Raw genomic sequence first — 23,518 nt, forward strand, 5'->3', positions numbered from 1 at the left:
AGATTTCTGACGGAGAAGGCAGGCCGTTGATGTTCTCCTGCTCGGTAGAGCAAAGCGTTGTTACGTCGATATCCTGCTTCTGGCCACCAGTGAACTGAATTTCTTTGATGGTGCAACTCAGATCGAGGAAGGTTGCGGAATCCATCGTTTCTTTGGTGGCTGGCAGGGAGGAAATAAGGATCTTCGTCAGCTGCGATTTTTCATAAAGTGCAGACATAGCTGTCTCCTGGAAAAAGAAAACCCGCCGTAGCGGGTCTGTGAGTTAGTGGGTTTGTCAGACAGTGACCTGAAATTCCAGCGTCATCCGGTAATACCGGCTCCCTGGTTCATAACCAGGAGTTTTGCTTATATTGGTGGGATTGAGTGGCTTAACCGCCTGAAGCGCCATATCACGAAGATTCCGCGCCTCTTTGAGAGTCAGTGAGTAAGCATCTACCTGGACCGATATCCCTGACTCGGCCTGCCCACAAAGAACATCGGTGGTCACATCAGAAATAAGTGAAAAAATAACCCATGGCGGTGATATCGAGGGCTGGCCATCACTACCCAGCGGCGCAACGTAAGGATAAACCTGCCCTCCGGCCAGCGGCTTCAGTAAAAGATAAAGGTCATCTTCCGTCATTTACTCAGCACCTCGTCAATGGCCTGGTTCATGCGTTTCATAGCAACCTGCGCCGCCAGTTCTTCGCGGGTATCAAACGCAGGACGGACAAAAGGATGTGGTGGCATATTCACGGTGCCCATTTCGACAAATCGCCAGTAAAACGCGTTACGTTGATCACTGGCCTTCATTGAATTATCGCTGTTACCCGTTCGCATGTTTCGCCCACGAATATGAACACCTGAAGAGATATCACCGCGTTTTCTGGATCGCTGCGTCAGCACCACAACGTTTTTCTTCAGTTTGCCGGTTCGCTCAGGCGCTCTTTCTATCACCTCATCTTTTAGAACCTCAGCACCAGCTCGCGTGGCATCACGCAGAACTTTGTTGTTTTCGGCGCGGCTCAGTAATTCCAGATCGCGGGAAATCGTTTCAAGGCCAGAAAAATCCAGACTTATATCAATCATTTTTACGCTCCATTTTTACAGAGTATTTCCAGCCTGGTGGCTTTACTGTCGGGTATGGGAGGACCAATGATATTCAGTACCGCGCCTTTAAATGGTCCTGTGAGCACCTTTAATCTTGACGCAGCAGTCACATCACGCCGGAAACGGACCCACACCCGAATTGTTGCCTGTGCCGTTTCTGCTCCTGATTGCAACTGCTCACGACCACTGATACCCAGCACTTCCGCCCATATGGTCTTTCCCTCCTGCCACTCTTCAACCGGCTGGCCTGTCGTATCGCGGAAAGAAGCAAAGTTCAGGATAGTAACGCGATGGCGTAATCGACCTGCCTGCATAATCCCTCCTTACAGCGGTATGTATCGGTACGGTTGAAGCAAAGACTCAAAACCAAACGGGAAGGTGGTAACAGTATTTCCGACATTGACTGGTTCTCTGTTTTCAAACCAGTGCCCAACGAGAAGCATCAATGCCAGCAAAATATCGTCAGCAATACTGAGTCCATCAGGATCAGATTCAGGTACCTTGTCTTCATACAGTTTTCGGTTGATGTAATTCTCTGCCATACGCCTTGCGGCGCCGTAGTAGAGCAACAACATTTCATCTTCCGTTGTATCGTCAGTATCGATCCGACACTGATCCCTTAGCTTCTCTATCATTTCGCTCATCGTTTTACCCGGCCCGCAGCGAACTGCGGGCATAAAAAAACCGCTTACGCGGCATCAGGAGACAGCAGGAGTATTGATTACGGCGCCTTACCCACCAGCGCTTTGATGGCCGCTGTATCTTCCAGCACGCAGTCAAAACGATGGAAGGCCAGGAATGCTGTCTGATCATACTCTGCGTAACGCTCAACCAGACGCTTCAGTGTCATGTAGGAAACACGGCGAACAATGAAGCGATTGAAATCACCCAGGAAAATGAATTTCTTACTCGCTGCCGCAGCATCAATCGCCTGATCAATTACATAGGGAATACCAAGAACAGTTGCCGGGGAACCACCAACAACATCCGGTAGCCAAAGAGGGCGCTTCTGATCATCCACCATCTCTTCGATTACCTGGAGAGTGCCGTCATTAAACGCCCAGCGAAAACTTGGACCACCGCGATATGCCGGATCAATCGCATGTTTCAGACTGTTCATTTCCTGCCAGGTGAATGCTGCGGCGGCCGCCGCAGAAACAGTCCCGGTTACTGAAGCCGCCAGCCCTTTTGGCTGCTGAGGTGTACCAGCTCCGGTACCCTGCACGAGATATTTGGCTTCACCTCGACCAATACGCTGCGCAATACGTCCAGCAAGGTAGGCCTCAATATCTACGCCGCTGTCCTGTAGCAGTTCATTGGAGACGCGGATAATTTTGGATGACAGTTTTTTAGCCCCCAGGATTGCGGTGCCGAATGTCACATCCCCCTCCGTTGCTGCAGCGTTTTCTGCAAGCAGTTCCCCCTCTTCAGCAGTACCATCAGAAGTGGACCAGGTAATATCCTGACCGTTTGAAGTATTGAGGATTTGCGCAACGCTCACGATCCCGCCGTAAGCTTTCATTGCATCAATGATGGTATTTCGCATCTGGGTAGGGACCGTATAACCACCTTTATCATCAGGTGTCGTTCCCTGCGCGCGAAGTTCTTTAACTGCCTGACGTTCTTCAGCAGTCAGCTCACCGAAGCCATGACGCAGGAGACGATCGAATGCTGCAGCACGGCGCGCTTCTGCCTGCATTTCAGGACTTTCCTGACGCTGGCGCTGTTCAGGCTCCTGTTCATCAACAAAAGACTGATCATGGCGGCGCAATTCTTCTTCACGAGCGATGCGCTCATCAAGCGCGTCCAGTTCGGATTTTGCGGCGTTCCACTGAGTGCGCTGCTCTTCGGTCCAGGTGGTATCACCAATTTTATCGTGCAGAGCACGCATATCAGTGGCGATGGTGTTACGTTTTTGCTTCATTTCATGCAGTTTCATGGTTTTTCCTTACGCGTTAAGAAGAGTCAGCAGGCGCTCACGCGCCATTCGTTGATTAATGGCGTTATGTAGCGCACCACTGTCGCGCGCCTCCTGCCAGGCTTTCATCGATCGGACGCCGGAATCGGCCTCCTGATATGCGGGATAGGTCACCGGACTGACATCAAACAGCCGGGAAAACTTCGATATTTCGCGAATAACTACCCCTTCGTCGTCCTCGTACCAGTGTTCGCCGTCGCGGGCGACACGAAAGGCAAAGGACGACTGATTAATGTCACCGCGCAGCATTGGTGCCAGCACCAGGTCGCGAATGGTTTGCGTATCCGGCGCGGTAATGTCGTAACGCAGACCGCGATCATCTACAGACAGTGACAACGTTCCGGCAGCGCTACGACCAAGGATAAAATTAGGGTCATGGTTAAACAGCCCGCGAACATCATCATTGAGCACATCGTCAAAAGCACCGGGTTTGATAATTTCACGAAAACCCCAGAGAGGTTCCGAGCGACTGTTAAACACCGATCCGTAACCCAGAATGCGGGTGGGCTCATCGGTGCGGTGTTCCGCGCGAACCTCCCCGCTATAGCAGCGTGTTTCACGGTCATTCATTGGTTTTTTCCTCGTCGGTTTTTGGTGCCTTAAAATCGTCTGCCGGGTTAGCCGCGTTCACGCTTACCAGCATTTCATCAAGGCCGTCTACCGGGTTCATATCTTCGAAGGCTCGCGCCTCGTTGCGGCTCATCCAGCCATCAGTGATTGCAAAGTGGTAGAATTGCGCACGCTCTTGCGGGGTTCCGCGTAGCAGGCCTGTCAGGTTAAACCGGACGTAATACCCCGCCGCCAACTCAGCACGGGTAAAGAGTCGTCGGTTAAGCTCCTGCTCCCAGTTTGTTACCCACGGCATGATCGTGTAGCGGACAAACTGAATGGCCTGCTGTGTAATGTTTGAGAACGTGGCTTTTTCGAGATCGTTAATCATGTGTGCCGGAACGTTGAATATTCCGGCAATCATGGAGCGGTTCAGTTTGGACATGTCGATGATCTGCGCATCAACAGGGGAGACAGTAAGCGCTTTGTAATCCAGCTCAGCCGGGAGAAGCATTGTTTTATTCTCCTGGCTACGCAGCGCAACAACTGCCTTTTGCCACATGCTTTTTAAACGCCCCCAACTTTCATCATTCAACTGGCTTTTTACAGAAATGATGCCAGCTGGTCGGGCATTGCCACTGAAGAAAGAACTGGTGTATGCCTGCCCACTCATCCCCATACCTATCGTTTCAGCGTGTTGCATGATCGGGCTGAGTCCCATTTTCTGGTTATTGCCAAGCGCCCTGATATGCACCATATCGTCAGGGTTTATAGCAAATGCGCCTTCTTCGTTGTAAACCCCATAGGTGTAACGACCTCCGGTGTTGAGTAGCGTGGTTTCCCACGGCATACAGCATTCCAGGCCGGAAACCTCGCCGCGCCGGGAACGTTTTACCCACGTATAACCATTACCCCACCCCAAAATATGCCGTTGCTTTAATTCACGCCATTTATAGCTGGTCTGCCACACATTCGGTTCATCGTGCACCAGGTAGAACACCGGATGATCGCGTGCTGCTTCAACCTTGTTATTGGTTTTCCGCATCACATGTAGCGGCATCTGTGCAATATTCGATGAAATAACATAAATACAGGCGTAAACAGCCGCCAGCTTCATCGCAGTTTCGGGGCTGACAAAAACATCGCGGGTAAAAATATTGTCCGTTTCTGCTGATTCTCCCGTAATTGGCGTAGAAGGATTCTCCAGTGGTTCATTGCGAAACAGGGCATCAAGCAGCATTTTTCCCCCTCATTGCGACCACCAGCGCATAAAGCAGAAGCAAACTACCGGACATCATCAGAGATGAAGCCAGCCCGAACTGGAGATATACGCCAGCAGCGAGCGAACCGAACCCTGCCAGCCCGATAGCATCAGTCATTAATGTTTTCATAGAATTAAAAGATCTTCGTCAGGGTCAAGTGTGGACAGGAAATCAGCTTCACCACCACCGTTAACCAGCATTCGGCTCATCGCAGTAAATAGCGCAGCGGGACCGTCTATTTTCGCTTCTGGCGTGGATTTGTTCGGAAAGATATTGTCGTTTTTGTCAGGCTTGACGGTAACGTTAGACATCATCCAGTTCATAACCGGATGATTGCTGTGATGAAAACGCCCGCCATAAACCAGAGACTCCACCTCTTTCATTGACTCAGAAAAGTTTCTGACCGTTTGCGGAACCTCCACCAGCGGCACACCCTCTTCTGCCAGAGCCAGGCTAAACTGCGTTGCGCTCCAAGGGTCGAACCCGGTTTCCTTCAGGTTTTCGCCGCTAATCCATTCCAGAAAATCCGCTTTAATCTGCGCATGATCGATAACATCACCATCAGTCAGTTCCAGCTTCCCAAGCTCAGCCCATTTGCGATACATCTGCGCCATTTGAGCGGAACATTTTTCCAGCCGCCCTTCGGGTAACCAGAATTTAAAGTCTGTATGCGCGTGACCGTTGTCTGCCCGCCAGAGTTTTACTGCTGCGCAAATATCAATCTTGTGGGCCAGATCCACGCCAGCCCACATCGGGTAGGTTTTTAGCTCATGACGAGGGGCTATGAACTCACATTTTTCCCACTTAATCATGTCCATCCAGGCTGACTCAGCGGTCACCCAGATATTCATGTGTTTGGTGAAAAAGTTAACCCTGGCGGAAACCTGTTCCTTGGCCTTCTTAGCCAGGCGGCGAAGATCATCCCAGCGCTTACAGATACCCAGCCCGGGGTTAGCCTTTTGCCAGACCGTTTCATCAAACGGATCATCATCTTTATCCAGGGTGAAGATGATGGCGAAAAAGGTATCGTCTTTTACCGCGCCTTCCACTTCGCTGTTATAACCACGCAGCACCTTAATGGCATAATCGCGCAGCTCGTAACAAATCCCTTCTTTGTTAAAACCCGCTGTCGTTATGCCAAACAGAAGAGACTGCAATCGTGCGCCGGTTGCAGTCTCCAGAACGTCCCAGACATCACGGGTTTTATGCGCGTGAAGTTCGTCGACGATGCCACAATGGATATTGAGACCATCCAGATTGTTGGCATCAGAAGAAAGCGGTTCAAACTTGGATGCTGTCTGCTCCTGGTAGATCGCCAGTTTATTGAATTCAAACAGTCGCCCCAATGTGGGTTTCGCTTTTTTAACCATGTTTTTCGCATCTTCAAAAACGATGCGAGCCTGATCCCGCGTTGTCGCTGCGGAATAAACCTCTGCCCCGCCCTCACCATCGGCGCCAGCCATATAGAGACCAACGCCAGAGGATAATGTCGACTTGGCGTTTTTACGGGCTACCTCGTTATATGCCGTGCGAAACCTGCGGACCATCACAGGACGACCACTGCCATCATTACGCAGAACAATTTCGCCTGTTTCTTCATTTACCAGGGGGATAACAAAACCGAAGATGTTGATCAGAATGAAAACATGCCAGTCCATCAACTCAATCGGCTGGCCTGCCAGTGCTCCTTTAACATGAGGCACGAATTTATAAAAATTGAGGATATGCTGTGCGCGGGGCTCGCTGAAATAGATGCCACGTTCTTCACCGTGCCTCAGATCATCAAGAAATCGCTGGCAGGAAAGACGAACAAACTCACAGGCAATAACTTCCCCGGCAACGACGCGTTCGGCGTAACGTATGCCATCAGTAACTTTTGCCATCAGTCCCTCGAATTTAGAAATTGACTTAACAGATCATCATCGTCTGGTTTGTCTTTACTGACCTTAGACCTGCTGGAAGGAGTCATACCAAACTCCGCTAACATCGCGCGAAGTCGCTTCCAGGCATCAGCTTTCATCATGGCTGCCGGATGCGGCTTGATCATGCGTATTTCACGCTCTTTCCCTTCATCAGCATCATCATCGCTGTATACCGCATAGGTATAACCTTCCCGATCCAGCGTTTCACAATGATGGCGGTATTCCGTATATGCCTCTACCAGCAACTCCAGAGCCCTGGCATCCAGCTGAGATATGACGCCAATAGCATCAAGTTCTTCGGCCATCCGCTTAAACCAGTACTTCCCCTGCTTGTCGAAATGCTTGGGAACTGGGGGGACCCCTTTAGGTGGATGCGGCTCGTTTTTGTTGATAGGCCGTTTTGATGGGTTACCCCTCACCAAACGCAGATGGGTAGGGGTTTTCGGCGGTCCTGACATAATCGAAAACTCCTATTAATCATCGGCTGGGGGACCCCAAAAAAAGTTTTCTAACCTGCGGCGATGTGAAGAAAGGCTAGGCGGCGGTCCTTTGGGTGCCCAGCCACAGGGATTTGACCTCCCCCTCCCCTCCTCGCCCATTGATGATAATCACTATCATTTGAAGCGTTCGCGCCCTGTTTTCGAGCGGTGGCAAGGCCAGCACAGGCTTTCAAGGTTCGAATCATCATCGGTACCCCCATGAGCCTTAGCCTTGATATGGTCAACGGTTGTGGCCGCGACAGCGCGTCCAGTACGCAGGCAGTTCTGACACAGATGGTTGTCACGCTTCAGGATACGGGCTCGTTTGATATCCCACTTACTGCCGTAGCCACGCTCATGGCGACTCTTACCCTGCTGGTGCTGTTGCCAGCCCTCATTGCGATGCTGCTCACAGTAGCCTGAACGGTCAGTAGTCGTACCGGGACAACCTCGCTTGCGACATGCGCGAGGGATTAACGCTGGCATGGTTCAATCCTCACGGAACCGTAAAGCGTGTGCCGCTTCACTTCACCGTTCTCTGTCGTCATATAACCACGCTCATCAGGAACGGCTGCGATTACTTCTCCCTTCTCATCATCAGCAGTGAAGACATGCTTAACCTCTACACCGTCGAGATAAACGGTGTATCGTTCCTGAGCGAGATTAATTTTTCTGCCGGGATCGTCATCTAATACAGTTATGCGCATTAAGCCTCCCGTCAGATTCCACGCGACCGAGCACTCCAGAGCAAGCCGCCTGGCTTCAGTGCGTTTCGGATAGCTTCGTTTACCGCATCCGGAATAGCCTGCTGCAGGCCAGCAATTGAAGCAACTTGCGCATCAAGACTATTCACAAGAGATTTAAACAAATCGCTATCGCGCACAATTTTAAGAATGGCTTCGTGCATCTGGTCGCTCAAGCGCAATGCTGTGGCTGCATTGTCAATACACTTGCCAACATTCTCAGTGATGGCGAATCGATCAGCCTTAAACTCAATCTTTCTTTGGCCGCCATCAATCTTTCCGATGCTTACTTTGGCAATATCACGGGTATCTTTCAGGCTACTGATAAAGCCACCTACAAATTGCACTGGCAGACTGTCCCACGACGTCGGGGTTCCACACTCATCAACGCGCAGAGCAATCAATTTATAACCATCTGGCATAATGATTTTATGGCTCCGATTTAAGGGCGATTCGCTATACCCCTCATACGTTAACCACCCAACAGTAAACCCCTCAAAGGTTCCGCCAGAACGCCAATCAGGCTGAACCGCATAAAGGTACACACGGCATTTGTCGCCATGCTTAATCTGGTTACCGGAGACGTCAGTAGTGATGGTTCCTAAAGAAGGAAGCGTTACTGTTACCTCACAAATTTGATAGGTATTAGACATTGTATTTCCTTTTAGACATGAGCCTGTCGCACGGCAAATCCGCCGAAAGTTAACGGTTTGTCCAGGCTCACTGCTGAAAGACTTTCTTCGATGTGTGCGTGCGATGCGCATAAAAAAGCCGCGTGATGGCGGCTACTGTTTGAATATCAGGGTGTTGTTTCGTCTTAACCCTGGTTAATGTAGGCATTCAGCCCGTCGGTGGTGGGACACTGGCGCACTTAATAAAGAGTAATGGCTGATTACCTCAGAATAAGGAATCAAAAATGTCAGAAGGTTTTGGTTTAAAAGAAAAGATTGAGCAGTTAGAAAAAGAATTAGCCGTACAAAAAATAGCAAATCAGCTTGCTTTTGGAGCACTAATTAAAGCAGTGAATGAGCTGTACCCGAACAAAGATTTATATGATGGGTTGACAAAATTTGTCCAGGAAAAACTTGATCCGGAACGTGTTAAAAACATCCCTAATCTTCACGAGGCTTTTCTAGAAGCTGCGAAAATACTGAGGACTGACGCATCTCCTGAATAATTTTATCAACAAAGGCAGTTGTGTCCTCTTGCTTTTCGTTCACAATGCATGTGACTGCCTTTTCTAAAGCTGTAATTCGTTCTTCAAGTGTCATACCCACTCCTGTCATTGACCTCAAAATGATAAGCCCCGCATTTGCGAGGTCTATTTATACCCCGCAGGGGATAAAAAACCTATTATCCGTTTGCGGGGATAACCATTTTCAAGCCCACCAGCAGGTGAACTTTGTAATGGAAAGCCGTTGTGAAAGTGGCTCTCGAAGCTATTTTTGTAGCTTAGGCCGCCAGATGATGCTGTTCTTCGATAAGCGGCTTACGGTGATTGCGATCGAACATACCTTTCAGCACTTCTTTACGCTGCTCAAAGTCCCACCCCATACTGATGAACACAGTATTTGCTCGCTGTAGTTCAGTAATGCAGTTAATTTGTTCTGGTGTCAGGTAATCGCGGATCGGCTCTTTCTTCCCGATTTCATGATGAACGCGGAACTTAGCTGCAGTCATACCAAGCGCCAGACGATTAATCAGGTCGGCTTCGTTGCTGAAGTGATGCGAGGCAATCTGCTTACCCTGAGCCTCTCGCTCATGTTTGATGGCGTCTGTCATGGGTTTGTATTCCAGGCGCGCGGAGTTGCGATCCATTTTCTTCTTCGCCAGCGTGCTACGCATCGAGAAGAACTCTGCGACCAATCGTTTTTTGAATGCCCTGACAACTTCATTGTTTCGCATGTAGGTGATTAGCAGAGTGGTTTGCTGCTCGTTAAGTACCGCAACACGAACCTTTGCATTATTATAACCAGCTCGGATTTCAAATCCGACCTCACCAAACTCTTCAAGGTCGCTTTTATTGCGGTCAACCAGTTTGATGATGGTGTCATGTTCTCGACCTACCCCTTCAGCGATAGCTGCGGTATTAGTGACCAGGTCGAGTTTCTTAATCTCTACTAATTGCATAACGTTTTCCTTACTTTGAAATGAACCTTCGCCGCAATAGAAATCAGCCCACCGAAGGCTCGCCAGCACTAACTGACTTCTTCGAAGGCTCATATCAAAGGGTTCGGATTCGGTGTGGTTAGTTGCGCATTGCGGTGCGCGGTGAAATGCAGTTACAAAAAAGCCCCGCTATTGCGAGGCTGTAGTTTCTTTCTGGCAGTTTGCCTGCCACGCTTTGTTATGCGCCAGGATGTCTTTCTTCGTCTGGCGGTCCAGAACATCCCAGTCGTGATCCGTTCCGTAGATGGGTCTAACCCAGTTGCACGCCGTATCGACTACCTCAACCCTTACGGGTCCAGTTTGTGCGCAGCTCGCGATCAACGTCGTCGCCAGACATATGGTTAACACTCTGCTGTACATTGCTGGCCTCTATGGTTACTTCTGCCTGACGTTCTGCCACTGCAACCTTCGCCGCTGCATTGTCTTCGGTGCGATGTTGATCGGCTTTCGCTTCTGCTTTGCTGGTGCCGCGAATGTGACCAAGACCAAACCCACCAGCAGCGGCAACACAGATAGCGCCAATGACACCAATGATGATTTCTACAATGCTCATGCAATCACCGCTTTCGCTTTGGCGTAACGCACGCGCCTGTCGTTGATGCCGTTCTGACCGCCATTGATAATCTGAGTGATGCGTACCAGGTCATCGGTGTACTTCAGACAACCTTTGGAGGCATAGAACCATGCAGCAGAACGGGCAGCATTGATGTCTTTCTCCAGCAGTTCAGGGTTAGTAACCAGGTCAAGCTTCAGACCATTGCCGCAATCACGGTAATTGGTGAGACCGGTAATCTGAATTAACCCTCGTCCACGGTATTTCCAGCCATCACCAGCAGCTTTGTTACCAAGGCGGTTGCTGTATACCAGGTTTGCGATAGCTTCCTGACTTGCTGGCTTACCGTTGGCACGTCCAAGCATTGAGGCCTGGTAGTTCGTTACCCGGCGTCCAAACGTCGTCAGTAATGCAGCAGGTGTGTAGTTGAAGTTCTCCACCAGCGCAGAGAATCCCGCGGATTCATGTCCCACCTGAGCAATGAACATCGCCTTATCTTTTGGCTCGGTGATGCCGAACTCTTTCATTGCATCCGTAATCGGCTGAAACCAGCGCGCAGCTAACCCGGCGCTAATAACAGCCGCCTGTTGAAATTGTGATTGGTTCATTAGTGCCTCAGAGCATCAATAAGACGCGCCACGTTTCCCCGAGCCCAAAGCACGGCGGCGCATATCAGGATGTTAACGATGACCACCAGCCAGTGTGATTCCTGGTAGAGGCCGAACAGATAGCGGAACGGGATGCTGGCATAAACCAGCACCGTGAAATAAGCGAGAAGAGAAACTATCGGGCGATGTCTGGCACCACCACGCTGGTAAAACATCAGAGTAAGAACGATGACCGCGCTAATACCCGCATTGATCATCGCTGAAGGATCACTTGTTACCATTGCCGGTCCCTCCACCACGTAATCGCGAGAGAATTCCAAACAGGCTACCCAAATCCTGGCTGTTGACGAAAGTCAGCAGCTTAATAGCAATTGCAGCAACGATTACCGCGCCCAGCGCATCAAGTGGTCTGTCGCTATACCCCGTCCATTTGGAGAAGAATGAGCCAAGCAGTGGAGCACCGATAACGCCGAAGATGAATGAGGTGATGAAGTAGCCAGTCAGCTTAAGGCGGCTGATATTAACCGCCGTAGCGACGTAGAATACCGCGCCAGCGAATGCGCCAAACACAACACCATAATCAATACCGGTTGCGATACCAAAAACACTGGCTCCCATAAGGCCACCAGCGGCAACCGTAGTGCCAGAAACAGGATCGGACATTTAGCCCCCTCTTATTGCCGTGAGTCCTCTCAGAACGAGGGGAAATAAAAAAGGGCCACCAATTGGCAGCCCTAAAAACGCGAAAACCCCGCCGAAGCGAGGTTTTTTGATATTCTTTCTAACCGTGGACATACAAAGCCCATCGTTAGATACAAATTAACACAGATTCGGGAAAAGTAAATATCCCATCTGAATTTAACTGGTTTTTATTTTGTTACCCGCCGCAATTGCTCTTCAGCCCATGCTTCTTCTACTTCGAACTTTTCAATGAGATCGTCATAGAACTTCTTCACAGACTTTTTCCATGTATCGAGAGAAATGGCATCAGTAACAAGGCGTATTGCTTCCAGTGCTTCCGTTGACGGCATTCTTGCATAGCCATTACCACCGCAGCGTTTACAGTCGGTGAATACCGGCATTCCCTGCTTTGCTGTTAATTCGCGGTTTACGGCCTTACCGCGACCATGGCAATCGTTGCATGAGGAACTAACTACTTTCTTCCCTTTGCACTGATGGCAGAGAACACGGTTTATTTCTCTCACTTGTCTGCGCACCTCATATGCTGATGGCTTGATATCTTTCACGCCCATATGCAGTGACATTTTGACAAATTCTTTATTCTTGCCTGGTGTGTGGGTTTTCATGCTGAAGACTTCGGCATCAATAAACCCTTCACCATTACAGCAGTCACAGGTTCGTGTAGTGCTTGCACTTCGAGAATAATCCTCGAATGCATAAACAGCGAGAATGCGAATTACTTTGGGCTTGATTTCAGCGCTCAATTTTCGTAGAGCCGGGACTCTGTCGCAGCGAGCAAGGGCATAATCAGAAAGAAGTGCGATAGCCTTTTCTTTTTCAGTGATACTGATCCCTAACTTCCCCAGGAACGCAGAAAAACCAAAAGAGGCACGGTTTTGTGTCATCCCCTGCGCAGCCATCACATCAGTAACAGACAATGCATCATTACTGGTTGCTGGCGCGTCATCACTCAACTTTGGCGATTTTGGTGAATAAAATTTTGGAAGGGCTTCAAGGTTCATAGCGTTCTCCACTTACGCCAGTACGCCGGTTGCCAGCGCACGATCGATAAAACGAAATATCAGCTCCAGCTGTGAGCCGTATTTCTTCTCAAATGCCACGGTGTCATCATGAAGCTCCCTGTGATGCAGCCTGCACAACGGCAACACAAAGAGATCATGCGCTTTTGTACCCATTCCACCCTGACCGTGGCCTATCAGGTGATGGGGGTCATCTGCCTGCTTGTTACAGCAGGCGCACGGCTGTGCTTTTACCCAGCGCGTGTATTTCTCATTCTCCCAGCGACGGCGTTTAGGCCTCAGCATGAACGATTCCGGCGATTCATCATCAACCTTTATCGTCAGTACCTTTTTTGCCCTTTCCTGCAATACTTCCGTCGCTGCCGGACGCGGAACAATGTCACTCTCCCGCATCACTGACTGGTGCTCTTCTGGCTTCATTCCCATGGCTTTAGTCGCTATCCCTTCAGGGATGACATCAGCCAGGCCACTTCGCACCATCCACCAGCAAAACTCAGGCAGAGTAAGCTGGTGGTCATCACTGAAACCCAGCTCACGAAGTACTACAGATAAAATCCAGGATACCAGGTTTTCACGCGCTATGCCTGCCAGTCTTTCCGTGGTCTGATCACGTAATTGGTTATCACATGCCCAGCACAATCTAATTGAGCCTGGCTGGTGGCGAAACAGCGTGAAATGCGGGCTGTGATAATCGTTGTGGGGCCACTGACAGACGAATGAACGCTCTAACCACCTGTCCAGTGAGACAAGCCCACCAGCACGCGCTATCACTTTTTTATTCTCAAACACGGCCTTCATCATTGGCTCTTCTGCCAGTGGTTGAGATGCCGGAGGGATTGCGCCTGTTGGATAGGTGGCGTAGTTCTCCGGCTCTTCTTCAATCAGTACGCGCCCACGCTTGAACAGGTACATCAGGTCAGGGCCGGGACGGAACAATACGATCCCCAGCCCATTAGCAACTTCCGGCGTTAACAGTGCTCTCACTTACACCTCAGCCAACGAGATCGATAATTTTCATCAACTCCGCAAACTTCGATTCGAAGAAATGCGGCTGTGTTTCGCGTGGGTTTGCCGGGCTAGTGATGTTCTTCCCGTACAAGCAACCCTTGGCAGTGAGAGACCAGAACTTCTTCACGCCATTAACACCGGAACGGCTGCGGCGCTCTTTTTGCTCAACGATGCCCTGTCTGGACATCATGTGGTAGACCTGATTAGCCGTAATGCGAAGATTGTTGGCTTTGAGTAAAGCGCTAAGGGATTGAGTTGGACGGCTTGAACCGTCTGGCGCACCAGCAGGGGCATCAATGGCATAGTGCGGCATAAGATCAGGGAGTCCTGCTACTTGCTGAAGCTTCTGGTACGCACCAAGTCTTGAAGAGTTTGAGAGGTTCAGCATTTTAGCCGCTGATTCAAGCAGGATCACGCCAGCCTGAATTTTGTCTGATGTGATGCTTTCCGAAGTTGGGTTTTGAAGGGCGTCAAATGTCCGGATTACTTTGAGATTAAACGCAGGGCTGATCCACATCGCGTATGCGTAAACCAGTTCCTTGCAAACGTAAGTACCGCCATTACGTCCCTGAATAGTCATTACCGGGATACTACGGGAATTTCCCGTAGTTTCTTTTTCGAGCAATTCTACAAGCGCCTGCGTTTCAGGGCGGCGCATGAACTCGTAAACCTCCATCGATCGTGATGAGCGAGTTTCACCACTAGCGTTAATGGCTGCTTTCTGTAGGTCATTCAGGCAATAGTTAGATTCAAAATACTGGCGTACAGAAACGCCATCAATTACGAATAACTGATCCATTGGTCTCTCCACTTGTTGTAATGCGAGCGGGACTGCACTCCCGGTTCGCTGGCACTTGTTTACAATACACTCATTCTTAGGAGGAAGCATGGCAACAGTCTCCATCCCGTTGATATTTTGAGATGGTCATATCAACCTTCCCCTGTTTCACCACATGCCCCCATTCAATTTGCATGCGCTTAACCTGGCTATCATCAGCCCACACTCTGGCGTTCGTCAGCGCGTCAAAGAGCGCTTTGTTGTAGTTGTCCAGGTCACGGCGGCGTCTGTCTGGCGGGTAAAGCGTAATGTTCACCTCAACGTCAACAGTTACCGGCTTTGGTATACCGCCATACTGCGTCACCACTGCGGCGTAGACGTTCTTCTTGAATTTACGTCCTGACTCGCTGATCAGGTGCTTACCCTTCAAAGCGCCCTTATCAGGGGCGCGGTAGTAGGAATTGACCGTTGGTGGAAACGGGAGTGTCAGTTTCAAATCGTTACCCCTTTTGATTCCAGCCAGGAGACTGCTTTCTGACGCGCGTCAGCATCACCCACCAGCAGCGCACGAACGATACTTACAGCATCAGGTTCCTGACTCTCCCGCAGAATGGTGATCCCCCTGGCTGCGCCGCGAGCGACAGAGATATAGCCCTTCTTCTCCAGAGCCTTGATTTGAATCGCCGCCGCATTGCCGGATGTGCATCCCATCAGATTTGCCAGCTCATAGACGGTTGGCGGAAACCCCATACGCTGTTGGTAGTTTTCGATGAGACCAAGCACTTGTTCCTGACGCGTTGTTAACTGTTCCATCTCACCGCTCCTTACATTTGCCATTGAGTACACCGATCTCAAAGAAGAGGTGAGACGGCGTAAAACCCATCAACTTAACCATCGGCATTTCTCGGTTCATGATCCTTCTCGATATAGAATCAGGGCTTTCCTCAGGCCTGGCTTTCCGCTCTGCCCTGATTTCATCATTCACCTTCCGGGCGATGTTCTTCAGGAGGTTGCGTTCTTCAATACCCGGCATTGGCCACCTCATCCTGCATATCAACCGGACAGACATACCCAGGAGCCATAAACACCGAAGGGTTTGCCGCTTCATTGCCCCAGTGGTCCCAGCCAGGCACACCATGGCGACTGAATAACTCAATGCGCGATACATCACCGTAAAGAAGCTCTAAGCGGTGGCGCACTTCCCAGGGCTTTTGGCTATGTACACCGAGTGGGCTGTAAACAACTTGCTTAATCCCGGCGTTCTGCCGCGCTAACCCCTTCCCCTTTGTGGCGATCAACAGGTCTTCTGTATTGGCTCGGGTGTGGTTGCCGCCGTTCATCCTGGTCTGGACGTTCAACAGGTCGAGAAAATCGTAAAAGTCCTCCACACCACCAGCCTGCAGCGCTTTGTTGATATGCTGCTCTGCGAGAGGGTTGAACTTGACCCAGGTGAAGCCCTTCATCGTGCGGACCTTGAATCCCCATGCTTCAGCCAGTTCTATGGCCTCACGGGTATGCGTCCCGGTGTACCACATGGCCAACACGGCGTTTTCAGCTGAAAGCTCCCACACTGGAAGGCGTTTAATGTCGATGAGCTTCATCGTTCCATAGTGGTTTTCTGCTGCACCGTTGCTGGCTGTGTTGTCGTATGACCAGGGCGGATCGGCATAAATAAGTTCGTAGTTCACAGAGCACCTCCAGCAAAACGCCCTGCCAGAAACCATTCCTCAGAACCTTTTTGTGTGGCGCGAAGATATCTTGATGAAGCAAGACACTGTTGACGCTTTTTCAGGAAACTCTTCCTGGCATTTTCATCAGAGCTGGTATCGAATGCTTTCAGCCACAGCGTCGCGGCACGTTGGTATTTACCTGCCTGTTGGAGTTCTTCGGCCTGTTCGGCGAGCGTTGCAGCTTCATCCTCACTGACCAGAGACGAGATATAAATTACAGGGGCGGCGCAGGATGGCGCGCCCTTTTCAATCAGGTAGTAGGCATATACACCGTGATCTTCATGCTTGAATCGACCAAGTATCCCATCGGCGTGCAACTTCAATGCTTCACGCTGCACGGATGTGGCTCGGCACTCTGGGTAACACTCAGCGATTTCTGCTGTGATGGCGTATTCATGGTCAGACAGGAATGTCAGGATTTTATTTTTTATATTCATTAGCGGAACCCCGAATTCTGAGGAAGTGAGTAATCAACACCAGAAAAATTATCTCGCATCGTTGAAGCCGCCTGGCGATGCTGGTCCCATGTCGCACGAGCAGGACGGCCTTTGTCATTCCAGCGTGTTGCGCTGCTCAGATAACCTTCGAATTTCGTTGGCCGGAACAGCGTTGTTGGCTGCATGTAGTCGTACTGCTTGGTTTCGTGCCAGTGTTCGTGCTTGTAGTCGATTACCAGGATCAGGTCATCGGCGGAATGACCTTCACGCAGCCTGGCGCGGATATTCTCCAGAGAGGATTTAGATTTCTGGAATTTTGACCCGGCAGTGTGGTTCAGGTGCGTTAAAACCTGAATTGCCTGGTCAGTTACGACCTGTTCAGGATCGACAGGATTTTTTTGCTCAGAGATTTCGTCGGGTTGCCCCGCAACCTGACAAAGGGGTTTATCTGTAATCTCTGTAGTACTCTCTGTTGTATTCTCTGTAAGATCATCATGCCAATTTGACCCGATGACATTGGCTCGTTTTGACCTGATGGGACGTGTCACTTTGACCTTCTCCATCGGTTCATTTTGACCTGATGGAAGAGAGCATTTTGAACTCTTCGATTTAGCCACATTGACCTCATCTAAAAGCTCGCTCGCATAGTTGATTGTGTAGTAGTTCGTCATGTCACGTTGAGACTTGTTTAACTGCTCAACGCGCAGTACGCCAAGTGCTTTCAAACGGGTGAATGTGCGCTTCAGTGTGGACTTAGACCAGAACGGGAACTGTTCCAGCCACTGCTCAGTGGTGTTGTAAATCCAGCGCACTCCGTCACGCTCCAGACCGGAGTTGGTTTCCTTCAGCCAGTAGTTCACCTGCTGCAACGCAATAGCCTCATTAAGGCCAATGCTGTACGCAAGGTCAGGGTTTATCACTATGGGCCGGGATGGCATTAACAGGCTCATGGTCGTCCTTTAACTCTGTAAACTTACGCTGGAATTGTTCAAGAGGGCTGAAGCACTCATGATCGTACCCTTGGCGAAGGTATATAACGCGTCCAGTCTCGGGCTCCCAACGGATAACCCTGACTTCGATTCCACGGTGGTCTCTGAATCGCCGGTCAACTTCAGCCACTCTTCACGCCCCTTCTCATTCATCTGAGCAAACGCCTCTACCATCTCTGAACCACACTGGTAGTTGTGGCTTCCGTCCGCCGAACGTACTATTCCCACATAGCCGAACGGGGCATCACGCCCCACCAGCGGTGGGCATCTGAATTGCTTAACTGGTCTGAATCGGTTTACACTGTTCATGCGTTAGTTCTCCACTTGATAACGACACGCCACGACGCCAGGAGCTGCACACTCGCTGGCGTCACTTTTTTTGGCTTTTCTTACGTCCGAAAAGAGTGATGATTGCCTGAATCTCTTCCTCACGTGCTGCCAGGTGGCGGCGGTGATGTTCCATAATTTCTTCTGCTTCATGCTGCTCGATCACCCCATCTTCCAGAGCCTGCTCAATGATTTGGTCAACCTGCCCACGCGCCGCAGATGTACGTATTGCCCGACTGAATAAATCAACGCGGTCCAGATCTTCCAGGAGTGGCCTGTCCACCAGCAAAGCACCACGACGCTTAGCAAAGTAATCAGCCACCAGCGATGTGTTGGAAATGTCTTCCATCGCTTCCAGCTCTGTTACCTCAAAGAAACGACAGCCGTTTTTCTCATACAGGTTGTTATTGAACTGAGTTACAGACATGCCTAATGCACCAGCCATAGCCTCACGGCCACCGGGATATGCTTTGCACATCGCTTTCACTACTTCTTTCAGGGTCTGCTCTACCATCTTGTTTTTCCTTTGGTAGTTATCAATCAACTAAAAGTTGCGTACTGTTTGGCTGTACCGGTAATCCATCATGTTTATTTGGGTAAATATCTGGTCGTAATTGATGTGGCGTTACAGTCCACCCACCCCACTGACATAACTGAATCACCCTTTCTGAAGGGACTCTGTTTTTCGAAATCCAGTTCGCAACTGATTGAACTGACTGAAATTCGAATTTTCTGGACACTTCAGAGATTGAGCCAACCGCTTTAACAGCTTTAGCGGTGACATTCTTGTGTTGGTCTGACATGTTCTCTCCTGTGACTAAGCTTGCGTCAATACTACTTATAGTAGCAATTATTAGCAACTTAAAATAGAAATGACAACTATGCCTTGTGCGCTTAATCTTCTACTTATGGTGGAAAATGCTAAATACAAAGACTTTGCCGACAGGCTAAACAAGTCTCTCCAAGAGCAATCAATTGGAGTTAAAGAATTGTCAGAGTTCAGTGGTGTCTCATATGAGATGGCGCGACGCTATACTCTTGGTACTGCAAAACCAAGAGATGAAAAGATGATTCGAATTGCAGACAGGCTTGCCGTATCCCCTGCTTATCTTGATTACGGGGTACCCGTTAATGGCGGTGATGCGCCTGCTACCGGGACGGTTAGAATTCAGCAATTGGATGTGCATGCGTCAGCCGGTTCGGGATATATCAATCAACCGTTCCCAACGATTGTCAGCTCGATAGAAATACCAGAAGAAAGGATTTTCGAATTGTTTGGCCGGAGAAGCTTGGATGGTATCGTTATGATCAACGTTGATGGCGACAGTATGATGCCAACGTTGTGCCCTAAGGATCTGCTCTTCATTGATAGTAAGGTGGAGCAATTTAGCGGCGATGGCGTTTACGTGTTCAACTTCGAGGACAGCACCTTTGTAAAACGACTACAAAAAGTTAAAGGTCGTCGTCTGGCAGTCCTATCAGACAATGAGCACTATCCGCCGTTCTTCATAGAAGAACATGAAATGAATGAAGTATACATTTTCGGCAAGCTTATCAGGTGCTTACCTCTTAAAATGATAGAGTTTGGATAACCAACCCAGCTTAAATAACCGGCGAAAGCCGGTTTTTTTTCGCATAAAAAACCTACCTCGCGTCATAAAAACAACCAAAAAGATAATTTTTTCTACTTTTTGTTGTTGCATTTATCTACTTAAAGTAGCTATAGTCTATTCATCAGATGGCAATGCAACCCGGTCATCTGGTGAAGCCTCGGTATCCTGTAATGGCTGTCACTTCCCTCACTTTGTGACAGCCATCTTTTTCGAGGACACAACAGGCAAGAGCATTTGTAGGTGATCGAGTCTCCGGGTTCGCAAGAGTCCTCGACAAATGCTCTTACCGTTGTGGCATTAGCTCAGTGGATAGAGCAGCGGCCTTCTAAGCCGTAGGTCACAGGTTCGAATCCTGTATGCCTCACCATATCTCAGTGAAGAGATGTAGCTGTGTGTAGTCTTGTAGGTACCAATACCATCCCATGAAGTCCGGTACCGCCCTTTTTACACAACATGAAAACGCACTCACCGTTCTCTTAACAGGCGGTGTCGTTAAATTCAAACTCATGAGTGCGCTCCCAGTTGTGTGGAGAACTGACCGGCGATGGCAGTCGCCCGTTTCACTAAGTGCCTCAGATCGAGGCATTTACTAAAACGAAATCATCAATTCTTGTCGCCTTATGGCGAGGGATTCGTGCAATCAAAAATAAGCGCTGTGCAGAGTGCTGATATACGGAGAACTAACAGTGGAAACACAGCTGAACGATAAAAATCATGGGCAGGAACTGCCCGCTCGGCTCACAACAAATGAGTTGATTAATGCCATGCGTCAGTCGGCAAAATTCCTGCCGGAAGACACAGCTAAATTGATTCTGCAGGGCACTGCCCGTCTGGATGCACCAATGGCAGCGACGCGCCAGGCATGCGCAGAACGCTCTGCTGCACTCGATACCATTGAGAAGATTCGTCAAATCACTTTCTGCCCTGATGAAATTGATGTCCTGGTATGGATTAAAAACATGGTTTCCGGAGAAGCTGCGTAATGGCTAATTCAATTAAACAAATGATTAAGGCCGGCGTTATTCGACGCTCTGATAGCGGGATGTTTATTAGTCTGGCTGATATCCATGTTCGTGAAGGTTTTAACAAGCGTGAAGATGACGAGCGTACCCGCCAGGCTGATGATGAGCTCTATACCTACCTGATGAATGGTGGTCCTGTACCGCCTCTGGAAGTCATAGCACGTGATGAAGGTGGTGTGTGGGTTGTTGAAGGACACCGTCGCCGTCGTTGCTATGAGCGCTGCGGTGCTGCCGGGAAACCAGTAGACCGCATTCATATCATGCAGTTCTCTGGTGATGATATGCAACGTCTGGCGCGAATCATGACCAGTAATAACCAGTTACCGCTATCCCCTATTGAACAAGCTGCTGTTGTTCAGGAACTGGCAACGGCGTTTAACCAGACCACCAGCGAAATAGCAAAGTTGGTTAATAAATCCATTCCGACAGTAGAGAAGCTGCTGACGCTCAGTTCTGCTAACTACGACGTAAAACAGGTAGTGAAGGCTGGCGAGGTTTCCGTTGATGTTGCTGTTGACCGCGTGAAAGAGCATGGCGAGAACGCCGGAAAGGTTCTTGAGCAAGATAAGGCTGTTGCCGCTGCCGCAGGTAAGAAAAAGGTAACCCGCAGCGTTATCGCACCTGAGATAAGCGTGAAGAAAGCCCGTCGCCTGGTTGAGCTTATAGCCCTTGCTGACATCGACGATGAAGGCGTTATGAAACTTGATGGCCTTGCGCTGGCAGAAGCGCTGTCAATTATCGACGAACAGAAAGCTATCTCAGCCAACAGGAGCAAAGCAGCATGAACGTATTTGAGATGGAAGGTTTCCTGCGCGGCAAATGCTTGCCCGGTGACATGAAGGTAAACGAGACCACCGCTGAATATCTGGTGCGTAAACTCAGTCAGGCTGGCGAACTAACAGCAGCACACTCAACGATTGAGAAAGCGCGTGAAGTGACGAACTGTCCGCAGGGTGTGGAGTTGAAAGAGCATTTGAAAGCGCTCGTTGCTGAGAATCTCACGATGATTCGTCTGCTGACTGATATCAGCGAGAACCACGTTGAATATTACTCTGAAGGCGAGGATTGCATGTTTGCGGGTGTGCCGCTGGATTACGTATCTGAAATCAACATGTACGTATCTCGCGATGTGAACGCGGAAAACCCGTTCCCGGCAACAGACGCATATCTGTCTAAGGTGCAGGCCCAGGGCGTGGAAAAGTATGCGGAGTTATTCAAAGACACCGTGAACATGGATATCAAGCATAACCAGGAATTTCACCACGGAACCCTCTGGTTCGCCAAGCAGCTGCGCGAGGGGAAGGCATGAGCATCATTAAAGGGCAACTCATCAGCAGCCAGCGCTATCTGGACGAAGCGAAAGTTGCTGATAAAGCGTCACGCTTTAAGCGCTTCATCGTAAGTGTTTATCCCATTGTGATACGTGGCGTCCAGTACACCATCCTGATGGACGGACACCATAACTATGCGGCAGCAAAGCTGGCTGGCGTTGAACCTGATTATCGTCCAGTTACGAAGAAAGTGCAGCGGCTTCTCGGTGGCATGACGGTGCGCGAGCTTGAGGCGTTTTTTATCAATAACGTTACCGACAGTAATTATTACTTTGTGGAAACTGGTGAAGTGGTTCATGAGCTGGTTATGCCGGATACGTCCTGCAAATTCCAGGCTCACGCGGGTAATCAGTGGATGTTCGGGGGTGCAGCATGAGCATGACAACAGAATTGGCGCAGCGTGAAAAATTTGAAGCGTGGTGGGAAATCAACTATCACAACGGCAATCCTCCTCGCTTTGGCTGGTCGCACTGGCGAGAAGGTGACGGATATAAAATTGACGATGACGAATCAGAGCTAGATGGCATGTGGGAGGCCTGGAAGGCTGCAAGTGTGGCGCTGGTAGAGGCGCTGGAAGAAGCAGAGCAAAATAGTGACGGCGTGGCGGGCATGGCAGAGCACTACGAGACGATAATTTCTATGCTGAAAAGTCGCATCGCAGAACTGGAGGCAAAACTCCAAGCCGCTGACAAATTGCAGGATAGCGCCTTCCGTCATGGTCTGCAGCATGGCTTCAGCCTTGGTCAAACAGATAATCAGGCCGGGTACGAGCAATGCATGGCGGCGTATGGCGTAGCCGTGGAGGGGAAGTGATATGAAGAATTATCTCAGTAATTTGGCAAGCCTTCTGCAAGGTATTGCAGGCGTAATTTCAGATGGTGAGAAGGTGCAAAAAGAATGCCCTGCACACTTAAAGTCTGCACTGCTTGAGGCGTCTCATGCGCTGGATAGTCAATCTGTCAGGGTTAATTATCCCCCTCATGGTAAGCCTGAAATCGTAAATGCTCGCGGTGGCCATCGTCCTCTCACTATGCGGGAGCGGATTGCGATTCGCATTTTAGGCGGAAGAACGGAGGTGCGAGTATGACAACCCCAATCACAAAAGAGCCTCTCTACGCAGAGGTTCACAACGTGCCAGATGATTACCATTTTACGGACGCCGAACTGGAACGCATCATCGCAGGGGATATGTTCACTCCCCGACAGGGCG

General features: G+C 49.8%; 38 protein-coding genes, 1 tRNA gene and 1 pseudogene. 9 read left to right on the forward strand and 31 right to left on the reverse strand.

What is annotated here, in order from left to right; translation table 11 throughout:
• The 14 genes and pseudogenes from ACWWFX_RS24030 to ACWWFX_RS24095 form a co-directional block, all read right to left on the reverse strand.
• Positions 1-217 (reverse strand): annotated as a pseudogene (locus ACWWFX_RS24030) (hypothetical protein); the annotation flags it as partial.
• 57 nt (positions 218-274) lie between these two features.
• Positions 275-622: a DUF3168 domain-containing protein gene (locus tag ACWWFX_RS24035; protein ID WP_106777628.1), complete on the reverse strand. Its 348-nt coding sequence runs from the start codon at positions 620-622 to the stop codon at positions 275-277.
• Complete coding sequence (locus ACWWFX_RS24040) at positions 619-1,068, reverse strand: HK97-gp10 family putative phage morphogenesis protein (RefSeq protein ID WP_352439278.1); 450 nt, start codon at positions 1,066-1,068, stop codon at positions 619-621. Before ACWWFX_RS24040 ends, ACWWFX_RS24035 begins: the two co-directional genes overlap by 4 nt.
• Positions 1,069-1,070: 2 nt before the next feature.
• Positions 1,071-1,403 carry a phage head closure protein gene (locus tag ACWWFX_RS24045; protein ID WP_473224939.1) on the reverse strand — a complete coding sequence of 111 codons (333 nt, stop codon included), beginning with the start codon at positions 1,401-1,403 and terminating at the stop codon, positions 1,071-1,073.
• Positions 1,404-1,412: 9 nt separating this feature from the next.
• Complete coding sequence (locus tag ACWWFX_RS24050) at positions 1,413-1,733, reverse strand: head-tail connector protein (RefSeq protein WP_106777626.1); 321 nt, start codon at positions 1,731-1,733, stop codon at positions 1,413-1,415.
• Positions 1,734-1,810: 77 nt separating this feature from the next.
• Entirely contained in the window at positions 1,811-3,028 is a 1,218-nt protein-coding gene (locus tag ACWWFX_RS24055) for a phage major capsid protein (protein WP_106777625.1), read from the reverse strand.
• Between the two features lie 9 nt (positions 3,029-3,037).
• Entirely contained in the window at positions 3,038-3,637 is a 600-nt protein-coding gene (locus ACWWFX_RS24060; RefSeq protein ID WP_085048946.1) for an HK97 family phage prohead protease, read from the reverse strand.
• Entirely contained in the window at positions 3,630-4,856 is a 1,227-nt protein-coding gene (locus tag ACWWFX_RS24065; protein WP_456145658.1) for a phage portal protein, read from the reverse strand. The genes ACWWFX_RS24060 and ACWWFX_RS24065 overlap by 8 nt, the downstream gene beginning before the upstream one ends.
• Positions 4,846-4,995, reverse strand: coding sequence for a hypothetical protein (locus ACWWFX_RS24070; protein ID WP_162138603.1), 150 nt, complete (start codon positions 4,993-4,995; stop codon positions 4,846-4,848). The genes ACWWFX_RS24065 and ACWWFX_RS24070 overlap by 11 nt, the downstream gene beginning before the upstream one ends.
• A gap of 8 nt (positions 4,996-5,003) precedes the next feature.
• Positions 5,004-6,761, reverse strand: a complete 1,758-nt coding sequence (locus tag ACWWFX_RS24075) for a terminase large subunit (RefSeq protein ID WP_473224940.1) — start codon at positions 6,759-6,761, stop codon at positions 5,004-5,006.
• Positions 6,761-7,258, reverse strand: coding sequence for a phage terminase small subunit P27 family (locus ACWWFX_RS24080; RefSeq protein ID WP_059445252.1), 498 nt, complete (start codon positions 7,256-7,258; stop codon positions 6,761-6,763). The genes ACWWFX_RS24075 and ACWWFX_RS24080 overlap by 1 nt, the downstream gene beginning before the upstream one ends.
• A 156-nt stretch (positions 7,259-7,414) precedes the next feature.
• Positions 7,415-7,765: an HNH endonuclease gene (locus ACWWFX_RS24085; RefSeq protein ID WP_048217952.1), complete on the reverse strand. Its 351-nt coding sequence runs from the start codon at positions 7,763-7,765 to the stop codon at positions 7,415-7,417.
• Positions 7,753-7,986: a hypothetical protein gene (locus ACWWFX_RS24090; RefSeq protein ID WP_456145659.1), complete on the reverse strand. Its 234-nt coding sequence runs from the start codon at positions 7,984-7,986 to the stop codon at positions 7,753-7,755. Before ACWWFX_RS24090 ends, ACWWFX_RS24085 begins: the two co-directional genes overlap by 13 nt.
• 11 nt (positions 7,987-7,997) lie before the next feature.
• On the reverse strand, positions 7,998-8,675 hold the full coding sequence (locus tag ACWWFX_RS24095) for a hypothetical protein (protein WP_473224941.1): 678 nt from the start codon (positions 8,673-8,675) through the stop codon (positions 7,998-8,000).
• A 263-nt stretch (positions 8,676-8,938) separates the two neighbouring features.
• Here ACWWFX_RS24095 and ACWWFX_RS24100 point away from each other — a divergent pair, with 263 nt between their 5' ends.
• Positions 8,939-9,199: a hypothetical protein gene (locus ACWWFX_RS24100; protein ID WP_456145661.1), complete on the forward strand. Its 261-nt coding sequence runs from the start codon at positions 8,939-8,941 to the stop codon at positions 9,197-9,199.
• A 275-nt stretch (positions 9,200-9,474) separates the two neighbouring features.
• Here the strand turns inward: ACWWFX_RS24100 and ACWWFX_RS24105 are convergent, their stop codons facing one another.
• The 17 genes from ACWWFX_RS24105 to ACWWFX_RS24185 form a co-directional block, all read right to left on the reverse strand.
• Complete coding sequence (locus ACWWFX_RS24105; protein WP_113857618.1) at positions 9,475-10,152, reverse strand: Rha family transcriptional regulator; 678 nt, start codon at positions 10,150-10,152, stop codon at positions 9,475-9,477.
• Between the two features lie 319 nt (positions 10,153-10,471).
• The gene (locus ACWWFX_RS24110; RefSeq protein WP_473224942.1) at positions 10,472-10,744 is read right to left on the reverse strand and encodes a hypothetical protein; all 273 of its coding nucleotides are present in this window, start codon (positions 10,742-10,744) and stop codon (positions 10,472-10,474) included.
• Positions 10,741-11,352, reverse strand: coding sequence for a glycoside hydrolase family 19 protein (locus ACWWFX_RS24115; protein WP_137496069.1), 612 nt, complete (start codon positions 11,350-11,352; stop codon positions 10,741-10,743). Before ACWWFX_RS24115 ends, ACWWFX_RS24110 begins: the two co-directional genes overlap by 4 nt.
• A complete protein-coding gene (locus ACWWFX_RS24120; protein WP_473224943.1) occupies positions 11,352-11,633 on the reverse strand; it encodes a phage holin family protein in 282 nt (93 codons plus the stop codon). The genes ACWWFX_RS24115 and ACWWFX_RS24120 overlap by 1 nt, the downstream gene beginning before the upstream one ends.
• Positions 11,620-12,015, reverse strand: coding sequence for a phage holin family protein (locus ACWWFX_RS24125; protein ID WP_135491519.1), 396 nt, complete (start codon positions 12,013-12,015; stop codon positions 11,620-11,622). The genes ACWWFX_RS24120 and ACWWFX_RS24125 overlap by 14 nt, the downstream gene beginning before the upstream one ends.
• A gap of 206 nt (positions 12,016-12,221) precedes the next feature.
• On the reverse strand, positions 12,222-13,055 hold the full coding sequence (locus ACWWFX_RS24130) for an antitermination protein (RefSeq protein WP_473224944.1): 834 nt from the start codon (positions 13,053-13,055) through the stop codon (positions 12,222-12,224).
• 12 nt (positions 13,056-13,067) lie between these two features.
• Positions 13,068-14,057 carry a DUF968 domain-containing protein gene (locus tag ACWWFX_RS24135; RefSeq protein ID WP_473224945.1) on the reverse strand — a complete coding sequence of 330 codons (990 nt, stop codon included), beginning with the start codon at positions 14,055-14,057 and terminating at the stop codon, positions 13,068-13,070.
• Between the two features lie 7 nt (positions 14,058-14,064).
• On the reverse strand, positions 14,065-14,880 hold the full coding sequence (locus ACWWFX_RS24140) for a KilA-N domain-containing protein (protein WP_407732620.1): 816 nt from the start codon (positions 14,878-14,880) through the stop codon (positions 14,065-14,067).
• 76 nt (positions 14,881-14,956) lie between these two features.
• The gene (locus ACWWFX_RS24145; protein ID WP_248884274.1) at positions 14,957-15,355 is read right to left on the reverse strand and encodes a RusA family crossover junction endodeoxyribonuclease; all 399 of its coding nucleotides are present in this window, start codon (positions 15,353-15,355) and stop codon (positions 14,957-14,959) included.
• Complete coding sequence (locus ACWWFX_RS24150; protein WP_473224946.1) at positions 15,352-15,672, reverse strand: LexA family protein; 321 nt, start codon at positions 15,670-15,672, stop codon at positions 15,352-15,354. Before ACWWFX_RS24150 ends, ACWWFX_RS24145 begins: the two co-directional genes overlap by 4 nt.
• A gap of 1 nt (position 15,673) precedes the next feature.
• On the reverse strand, positions 15,674-15,892 hold the full coding sequence (locus ACWWFX_RS24155; protein ID WP_276224654.1) for a hypothetical protein: 219 nt from the start codon (positions 15,890-15,892) through the stop codon (positions 15,674-15,676).
• Complete coding sequence (locus ACWWFX_RS24160) at positions 15,879-16,547, reverse strand: MT-A70 family methyltransferase (protein ID WP_473224947.1); 669 nt, start codon at positions 16,545-16,547, stop codon at positions 15,879-15,881. The genes ACWWFX_RS24155 and ACWWFX_RS24160 overlap by 14 nt, the downstream gene beginning before the upstream one ends.
• On the reverse strand, positions 16,544-17,026 hold the full coding sequence (locus ACWWFX_RS24165) for a PerC family transcriptional regulator (RefSeq protein ID WP_276224650.1): 483 nt from the start codon (positions 17,024-17,026) through the stop codon (positions 16,544-16,546). Before ACWWFX_RS24165 ends, ACWWFX_RS24160 begins: the two co-directional genes overlap by 4 nt.
• The gene (locus tag ACWWFX_RS24170) at positions 17,026-17,976 is read right to left on the reverse strand and encodes a conserved phage C-terminal domain-containing protein (RefSeq protein WP_473224948.1); all 951 of its coding nucleotides are present in this window, start codon (positions 17,974-17,976) and stop codon (positions 17,026-17,028) included. Before ACWWFX_RS24170 ends, ACWWFX_RS24165 begins: the two co-directional genes overlap by 1 nt.
• Positions 17,933-18,145, reverse strand: a complete 213-nt coding sequence (locus ACWWFX_RS24175) for a DUF4222 domain-containing protein (protein ID WP_241221325.1) — start codon at positions 18,143-18,145, stop codon at positions 17,933-17,935. The genes ACWWFX_RS24170 and ACWWFX_RS24175 overlap by 44 nt, the downstream gene beginning before the upstream one ends.
• 240 nt (positions 18,146-18,385) lie before the next feature.
• A complete protein-coding gene (locus ACWWFX_RS24180) occupies positions 18,386-18,856 on the reverse strand; it encodes a YmfL family putative regulatory protein (RefSeq protein WP_473224949.1) in 471 nt (156 codons plus the stop codon).
• 22 nt (positions 18,857-18,878) lie between these two features.
• The gene (locus ACWWFX_RS24185) at positions 18,879-19,145 is read right to left on the reverse strand and encodes a transcriptional regulator (protein WP_085396176.1); all 267 of its coding nucleotides are present in this window, start codon (positions 19,143-19,145) and stop codon (positions 18,879-18,881) included.
• A 69-nt stretch (positions 19,146-19,214) separates the two neighbouring features.
• Here ACWWFX_RS24185 and ACWWFX_RS24190 point away from each other — a divergent pair, with 69 nt between their 5' ends.
• From ACWWFX_RS24190 to ACWWFX_RS24225, 8 genes are all read left to right on the forward strand, one after another.
• Positions 19,215-19,934, forward strand: a complete 720-nt coding sequence (locus tag ACWWFX_RS24190; RefSeq protein WP_048231587.1) for a LexA family transcriptional regulator — start codon at positions 19,215-19,217, stop codon at positions 19,932-19,934.
• Between the two features lie 312 nt (positions 19,935-20,246).
• Positions 20,247-20,322, forward strand: a tRNA-Arg gene (locus ACWWFX_RS24195).
• Between the two features lie 319 nt (positions 20,323-20,641).
• A complete protein-coding gene (locus ACWWFX_RS24200; protein ID WP_473224950.1) occupies positions 20,642-20,938 on the forward strand; it encodes a hypothetical protein in 297 nt (98 codons plus the stop codon).
• Positions 20,938-21,762 carry a ParB/RepB/Spo0J family partition protein gene (locus ACWWFX_RS24205; RefSeq protein WP_473224951.1) on the forward strand — a complete coding sequence of 275 codons (825 nt, stop codon included), beginning with the start codon at positions 20,938-20,940 and terminating at the stop codon, positions 21,760-21,762. The genes ACWWFX_RS24200 and ACWWFX_RS24205 overlap by 1 nt, the downstream gene beginning before the upstream one ends.
• Positions 21,759-22,286: a hypothetical protein gene (locus ACWWFX_RS24210; RefSeq protein WP_473224952.1), complete on the forward strand. Its 528-nt coding sequence runs from the start codon at positions 21,759-21,761 to the stop codon at positions 22,284-22,286. The genes ACWWFX_RS24205 and ACWWFX_RS24210 overlap by 4 nt, the downstream gene beginning before the upstream one ends.
• Positions 22,283-22,684: a chromosome partitioning protein ParB gene (locus ACWWFX_RS24215; RefSeq protein WP_473224953.1), complete on the forward strand. Its 402-nt coding sequence runs from the start codon at positions 22,283-22,285 to the stop codon at positions 22,682-22,684. Before ACWWFX_RS24210 ends, ACWWFX_RS24215 begins: the two co-directional genes overlap by 4 nt.
• Complete coding sequence (locus ACWWFX_RS24220; RefSeq protein WP_473224954.1) at positions 22,681-23,121, forward strand: ead/Ea22-like family protein; 441 nt, start codon at positions 22,681-22,683, stop codon at positions 23,119-23,121. Before ACWWFX_RS24215 ends, ACWWFX_RS24220 begins: the two co-directional genes overlap by 4 nt.
• 1 nt (position 23,122) lies before the next feature.
• Positions 23,123-23,395: a hypothetical protein gene (locus ACWWFX_RS24225; RefSeq protein WP_473224955.1), complete on the forward strand. Its 273-nt coding sequence runs from the start codon at positions 23,123-23,125 to the stop codon at positions 23,393-23,395.
• The last annotated feature ends 123 nt before the right edge of the window (positions 23,396-23,518 follow it).

The organism is Pseudocitrobacter sp. 2023LY-00077 (assembly GCF_055796175.1).

What these genes read in the sequence shown, in the direction of transcription:
- ACWWFX_RS24035 (WP_106777628.1), bottom strand. Translation starts at nt 622, where the DNA reads ATGACGGAAGATGACCTTTATCTTTTACTGAAGCCGCTGGCCGGAGGG.
- ACWWFX_RS24040 (WP_352439278.1), bottom strand. Translation starts at nt 1,068, where the DNA reads ATGATTGATATAAGTCTGGATTTTTCTGGCCTTGAAACGATTTCCCGC.
- ACWWFX_RS24045 (WP_473224939.1), bottom strand. Translation starts at nt 1,403, where the DNA reads ATGCAGGCAGGTCGATTACGCCATCGCGTTACTATCCTGAACTTTGCT.
- ACWWFX_RS24050 (WP_106777626.1), bottom strand. Translation starts at nt 1,733, where the DNA reads ATGAGCGAAATGATAGAGAAGCTAAGGGATCAGTGTCGGATCGATACT.
- ACWWFX_RS24055 (WP_106777625.1), bottom strand. Translation starts at nt 3,028, where the DNA reads ATGAAACTGCATGAAATGAAGCAAAAACGTAACACCATCGCCACTGAT.
- ACWWFX_RS24060 (WP_085048946.1), bottom strand. Translation starts at nt 3,637, where the DNA reads ATGAATGACCGTGAAACACGCTGCTATAGCGGGGAGGTTCGCGCGGAA.
- ACWWFX_RS24065 (WP_456145658.1), bottom strand. Translation starts at nt 4,856, where the DNA reads ATGCTGCTTGATGCCCTGTTTCGCAATGAACCACTGGAGAATCCTTCT.
- ACWWFX_RS24070 (WP_162138603.1), bottom strand. Translation starts at nt 4,995, where the DNA reads ATGACTGATGCTATCGGGCTGGCAGGGTTCGGTTCGCTCGCTGCTGGC.
- ACWWFX_RS24075 (WP_473224940.1), bottom strand. Translation starts at nt 6,761, where the DNA reads ATGGCAAAAGTTACTGATGGCATACGTTACGCCGAACGCGTCGTTGCC.
- ACWWFX_RS24080 (WP_059445252.1), bottom strand. Translation starts at nt 7,258, where the DNA reads ATGTCAGGACCGCCGAAAACCCCTACCCATCTGCGTTTGGTGAGGGGT.
- ACWWFX_RS24085 (WP_048217952.1), bottom strand. Translation starts at nt 7,765, where the DNA reads ATGCCAGCGTTAATCCCTCGCGCATGTCGCAAGCGAGGTTGTCCCGGT.
- ACWWFX_RS24090 (WP_456145659.1), bottom strand. Translation starts at nt 7,986, where the DNA reads ATGCGCATAACTGTATTAGATGACGATCCCGGCAGAAAAATTAATCTC.
- ACWWFX_RS24095 (WP_473224941.1), bottom strand. Translation starts at nt 8,675, where the DNA reads ATGTCTAATACCTATCAAATTTGTGAGGTAACAGTAACGCTTCCTTCT.
- ACWWFX_RS24100 (WP_456145661.1), top strand. Translation starts at nt 8,939, where the DNA reads ATGTCAGAAGGTTTTGGTTTAAAAGAAAAGATTGAGCAGTTAGAAAAA.
- ACWWFX_RS24105 (WP_113857618.1), bottom strand. Translation starts at nt 10,152, where the DNA reads ATGCAATTAGTAGAGATTAAGAAACTCGACCTGGTCACTAATACCGCA.
- ACWWFX_RS24110 (WP_473224942.1), bottom strand. Translation starts at nt 10,744, where the DNA reads ATGAGCATTGTAGAAATCATCATTGGTGTCATTGGCGCTATCTGTGTT.
- ACWWFX_RS24115 (WP_137496069.1), bottom strand. Translation starts at nt 11,352, where the DNA reads ATGAACCAATCACAATTTCAACAGGCGGCTGTTATTAGCGCCGGGTTA.
- ACWWFX_RS24120 (WP_473224943.1), bottom strand. Translation starts at nt 11,633, where the DNA reads ATGGTAACAAGTGATCCTTCAGCGATGATCAATGCGGGTATTAGCGCG.
- ACWWFX_RS24125 (WP_135491519.1), bottom strand. Translation starts at nt 12,015, where the DNA reads ATGTCCGATCCTGTTTCTGGCACTACGGTTGCCGCTGGTGGCCTTATG.
- ACWWFX_RS24130 (WP_473224944.1), bottom strand. Translation starts at nt 13,055, where the DNA reads ATGAACCTTGAAGCCCTTCCAAAATTTTATTCACCAAAATCGCCAAAG.
- ACWWFX_RS24140 (WP_407732620.1), bottom strand. Translation starts at nt 14,880, where the DNA reads ATGGATCAGTTATTCGTAATTGATGGCGTTTCTGTACGCCAGTATTTT.
- ACWWFX_RS24150 (WP_473224946.1), bottom strand. Translation starts at nt 15,672, where the DNA reads ATGGAACAGTTAACAACGCGTCAGGAACAAGTGCTTGGTCTCATCGAA.
- ACWWFX_RS24155 (WP_276224654.1), bottom strand. Translation starts at nt 15,892, where the DNA reads ATGCCGGGTATTGAAGAACGCAACCTCCTGAAGAACATCGCCCGGAAG.
- ACWWFX_RS24165 (WP_276224650.1), bottom strand. Translation starts at nt 17,026, where the DNA reads ATGAATATAAAAAATAAAATCCTGACATTCCTGTCTGACCATGAATAC.
- ACWWFX_RS24170 (WP_473224948.1), bottom strand. Translation starts at nt 17,976, where the DNA reads ATGAGCCTGTTAATGCCATCCCGGCCCATAGTGATAAACCCTGACCTT.
- ACWWFX_RS24180 (WP_473224949.1), bottom strand. Translation starts at nt 18,856, where the DNA reads ATGGTAGAGCAGACCCTGAAAGAAGTAGTGAAAGCGATGTGCAAAGCA.
- ACWWFX_RS24185 (WP_085396176.1), bottom strand. Translation starts at nt 19,145, where the DNA reads ATGTCAGACCAACACAAGAATGTCACCGCTAAAGCTGTTAAAGCGGTT.
- ACWWFX_RS24190 (WP_048231587.1), top strand. Translation starts at nt 19,215, where the DNA reads ATGACAACTATGCCTTGTGCGCTTAATCTTCTACTTATGGTGGAAAAT.
- ACWWFX_RS24205 (WP_473224951.1), top strand. Translation starts at nt 20,938, where the DNA reads ATGGCTAATTCAATTAAACAAATGATTAAGGCCGGCGTTATTCGACGC.
- ACWWFX_RS24210 (WP_473224952.1), top strand. Translation starts at nt 21,759, where the DNA reads ATGAACGTATTTGAGATGGAAGGTTTCCTGCGCGGCAAATGCTTGCCC.
- ACWWFX_RS24215 (WP_473224953.1), top strand. Translation starts at nt 22,283, where the DNA reads ATGAGCATCATTAAAGGGCAACTCATCAGCAGCCAGCGCTATCTGGAC.
- ACWWFX_RS24220 (WP_473224954.1), top strand. Translation starts at nt 22,681, where the DNA reads ATGAGCATGACAACAGAATTGGCGCAGCGTGAAAAATTTGAAGCGTGG.
- ACWWFX_RS24225 (WP_473224955.1), top strand. Translation starts at nt 23,123, where the DNA reads ATGAAGAATTATCTCAGTAATTTGGCAAGCCTTCTGCAAGGTATTGCA.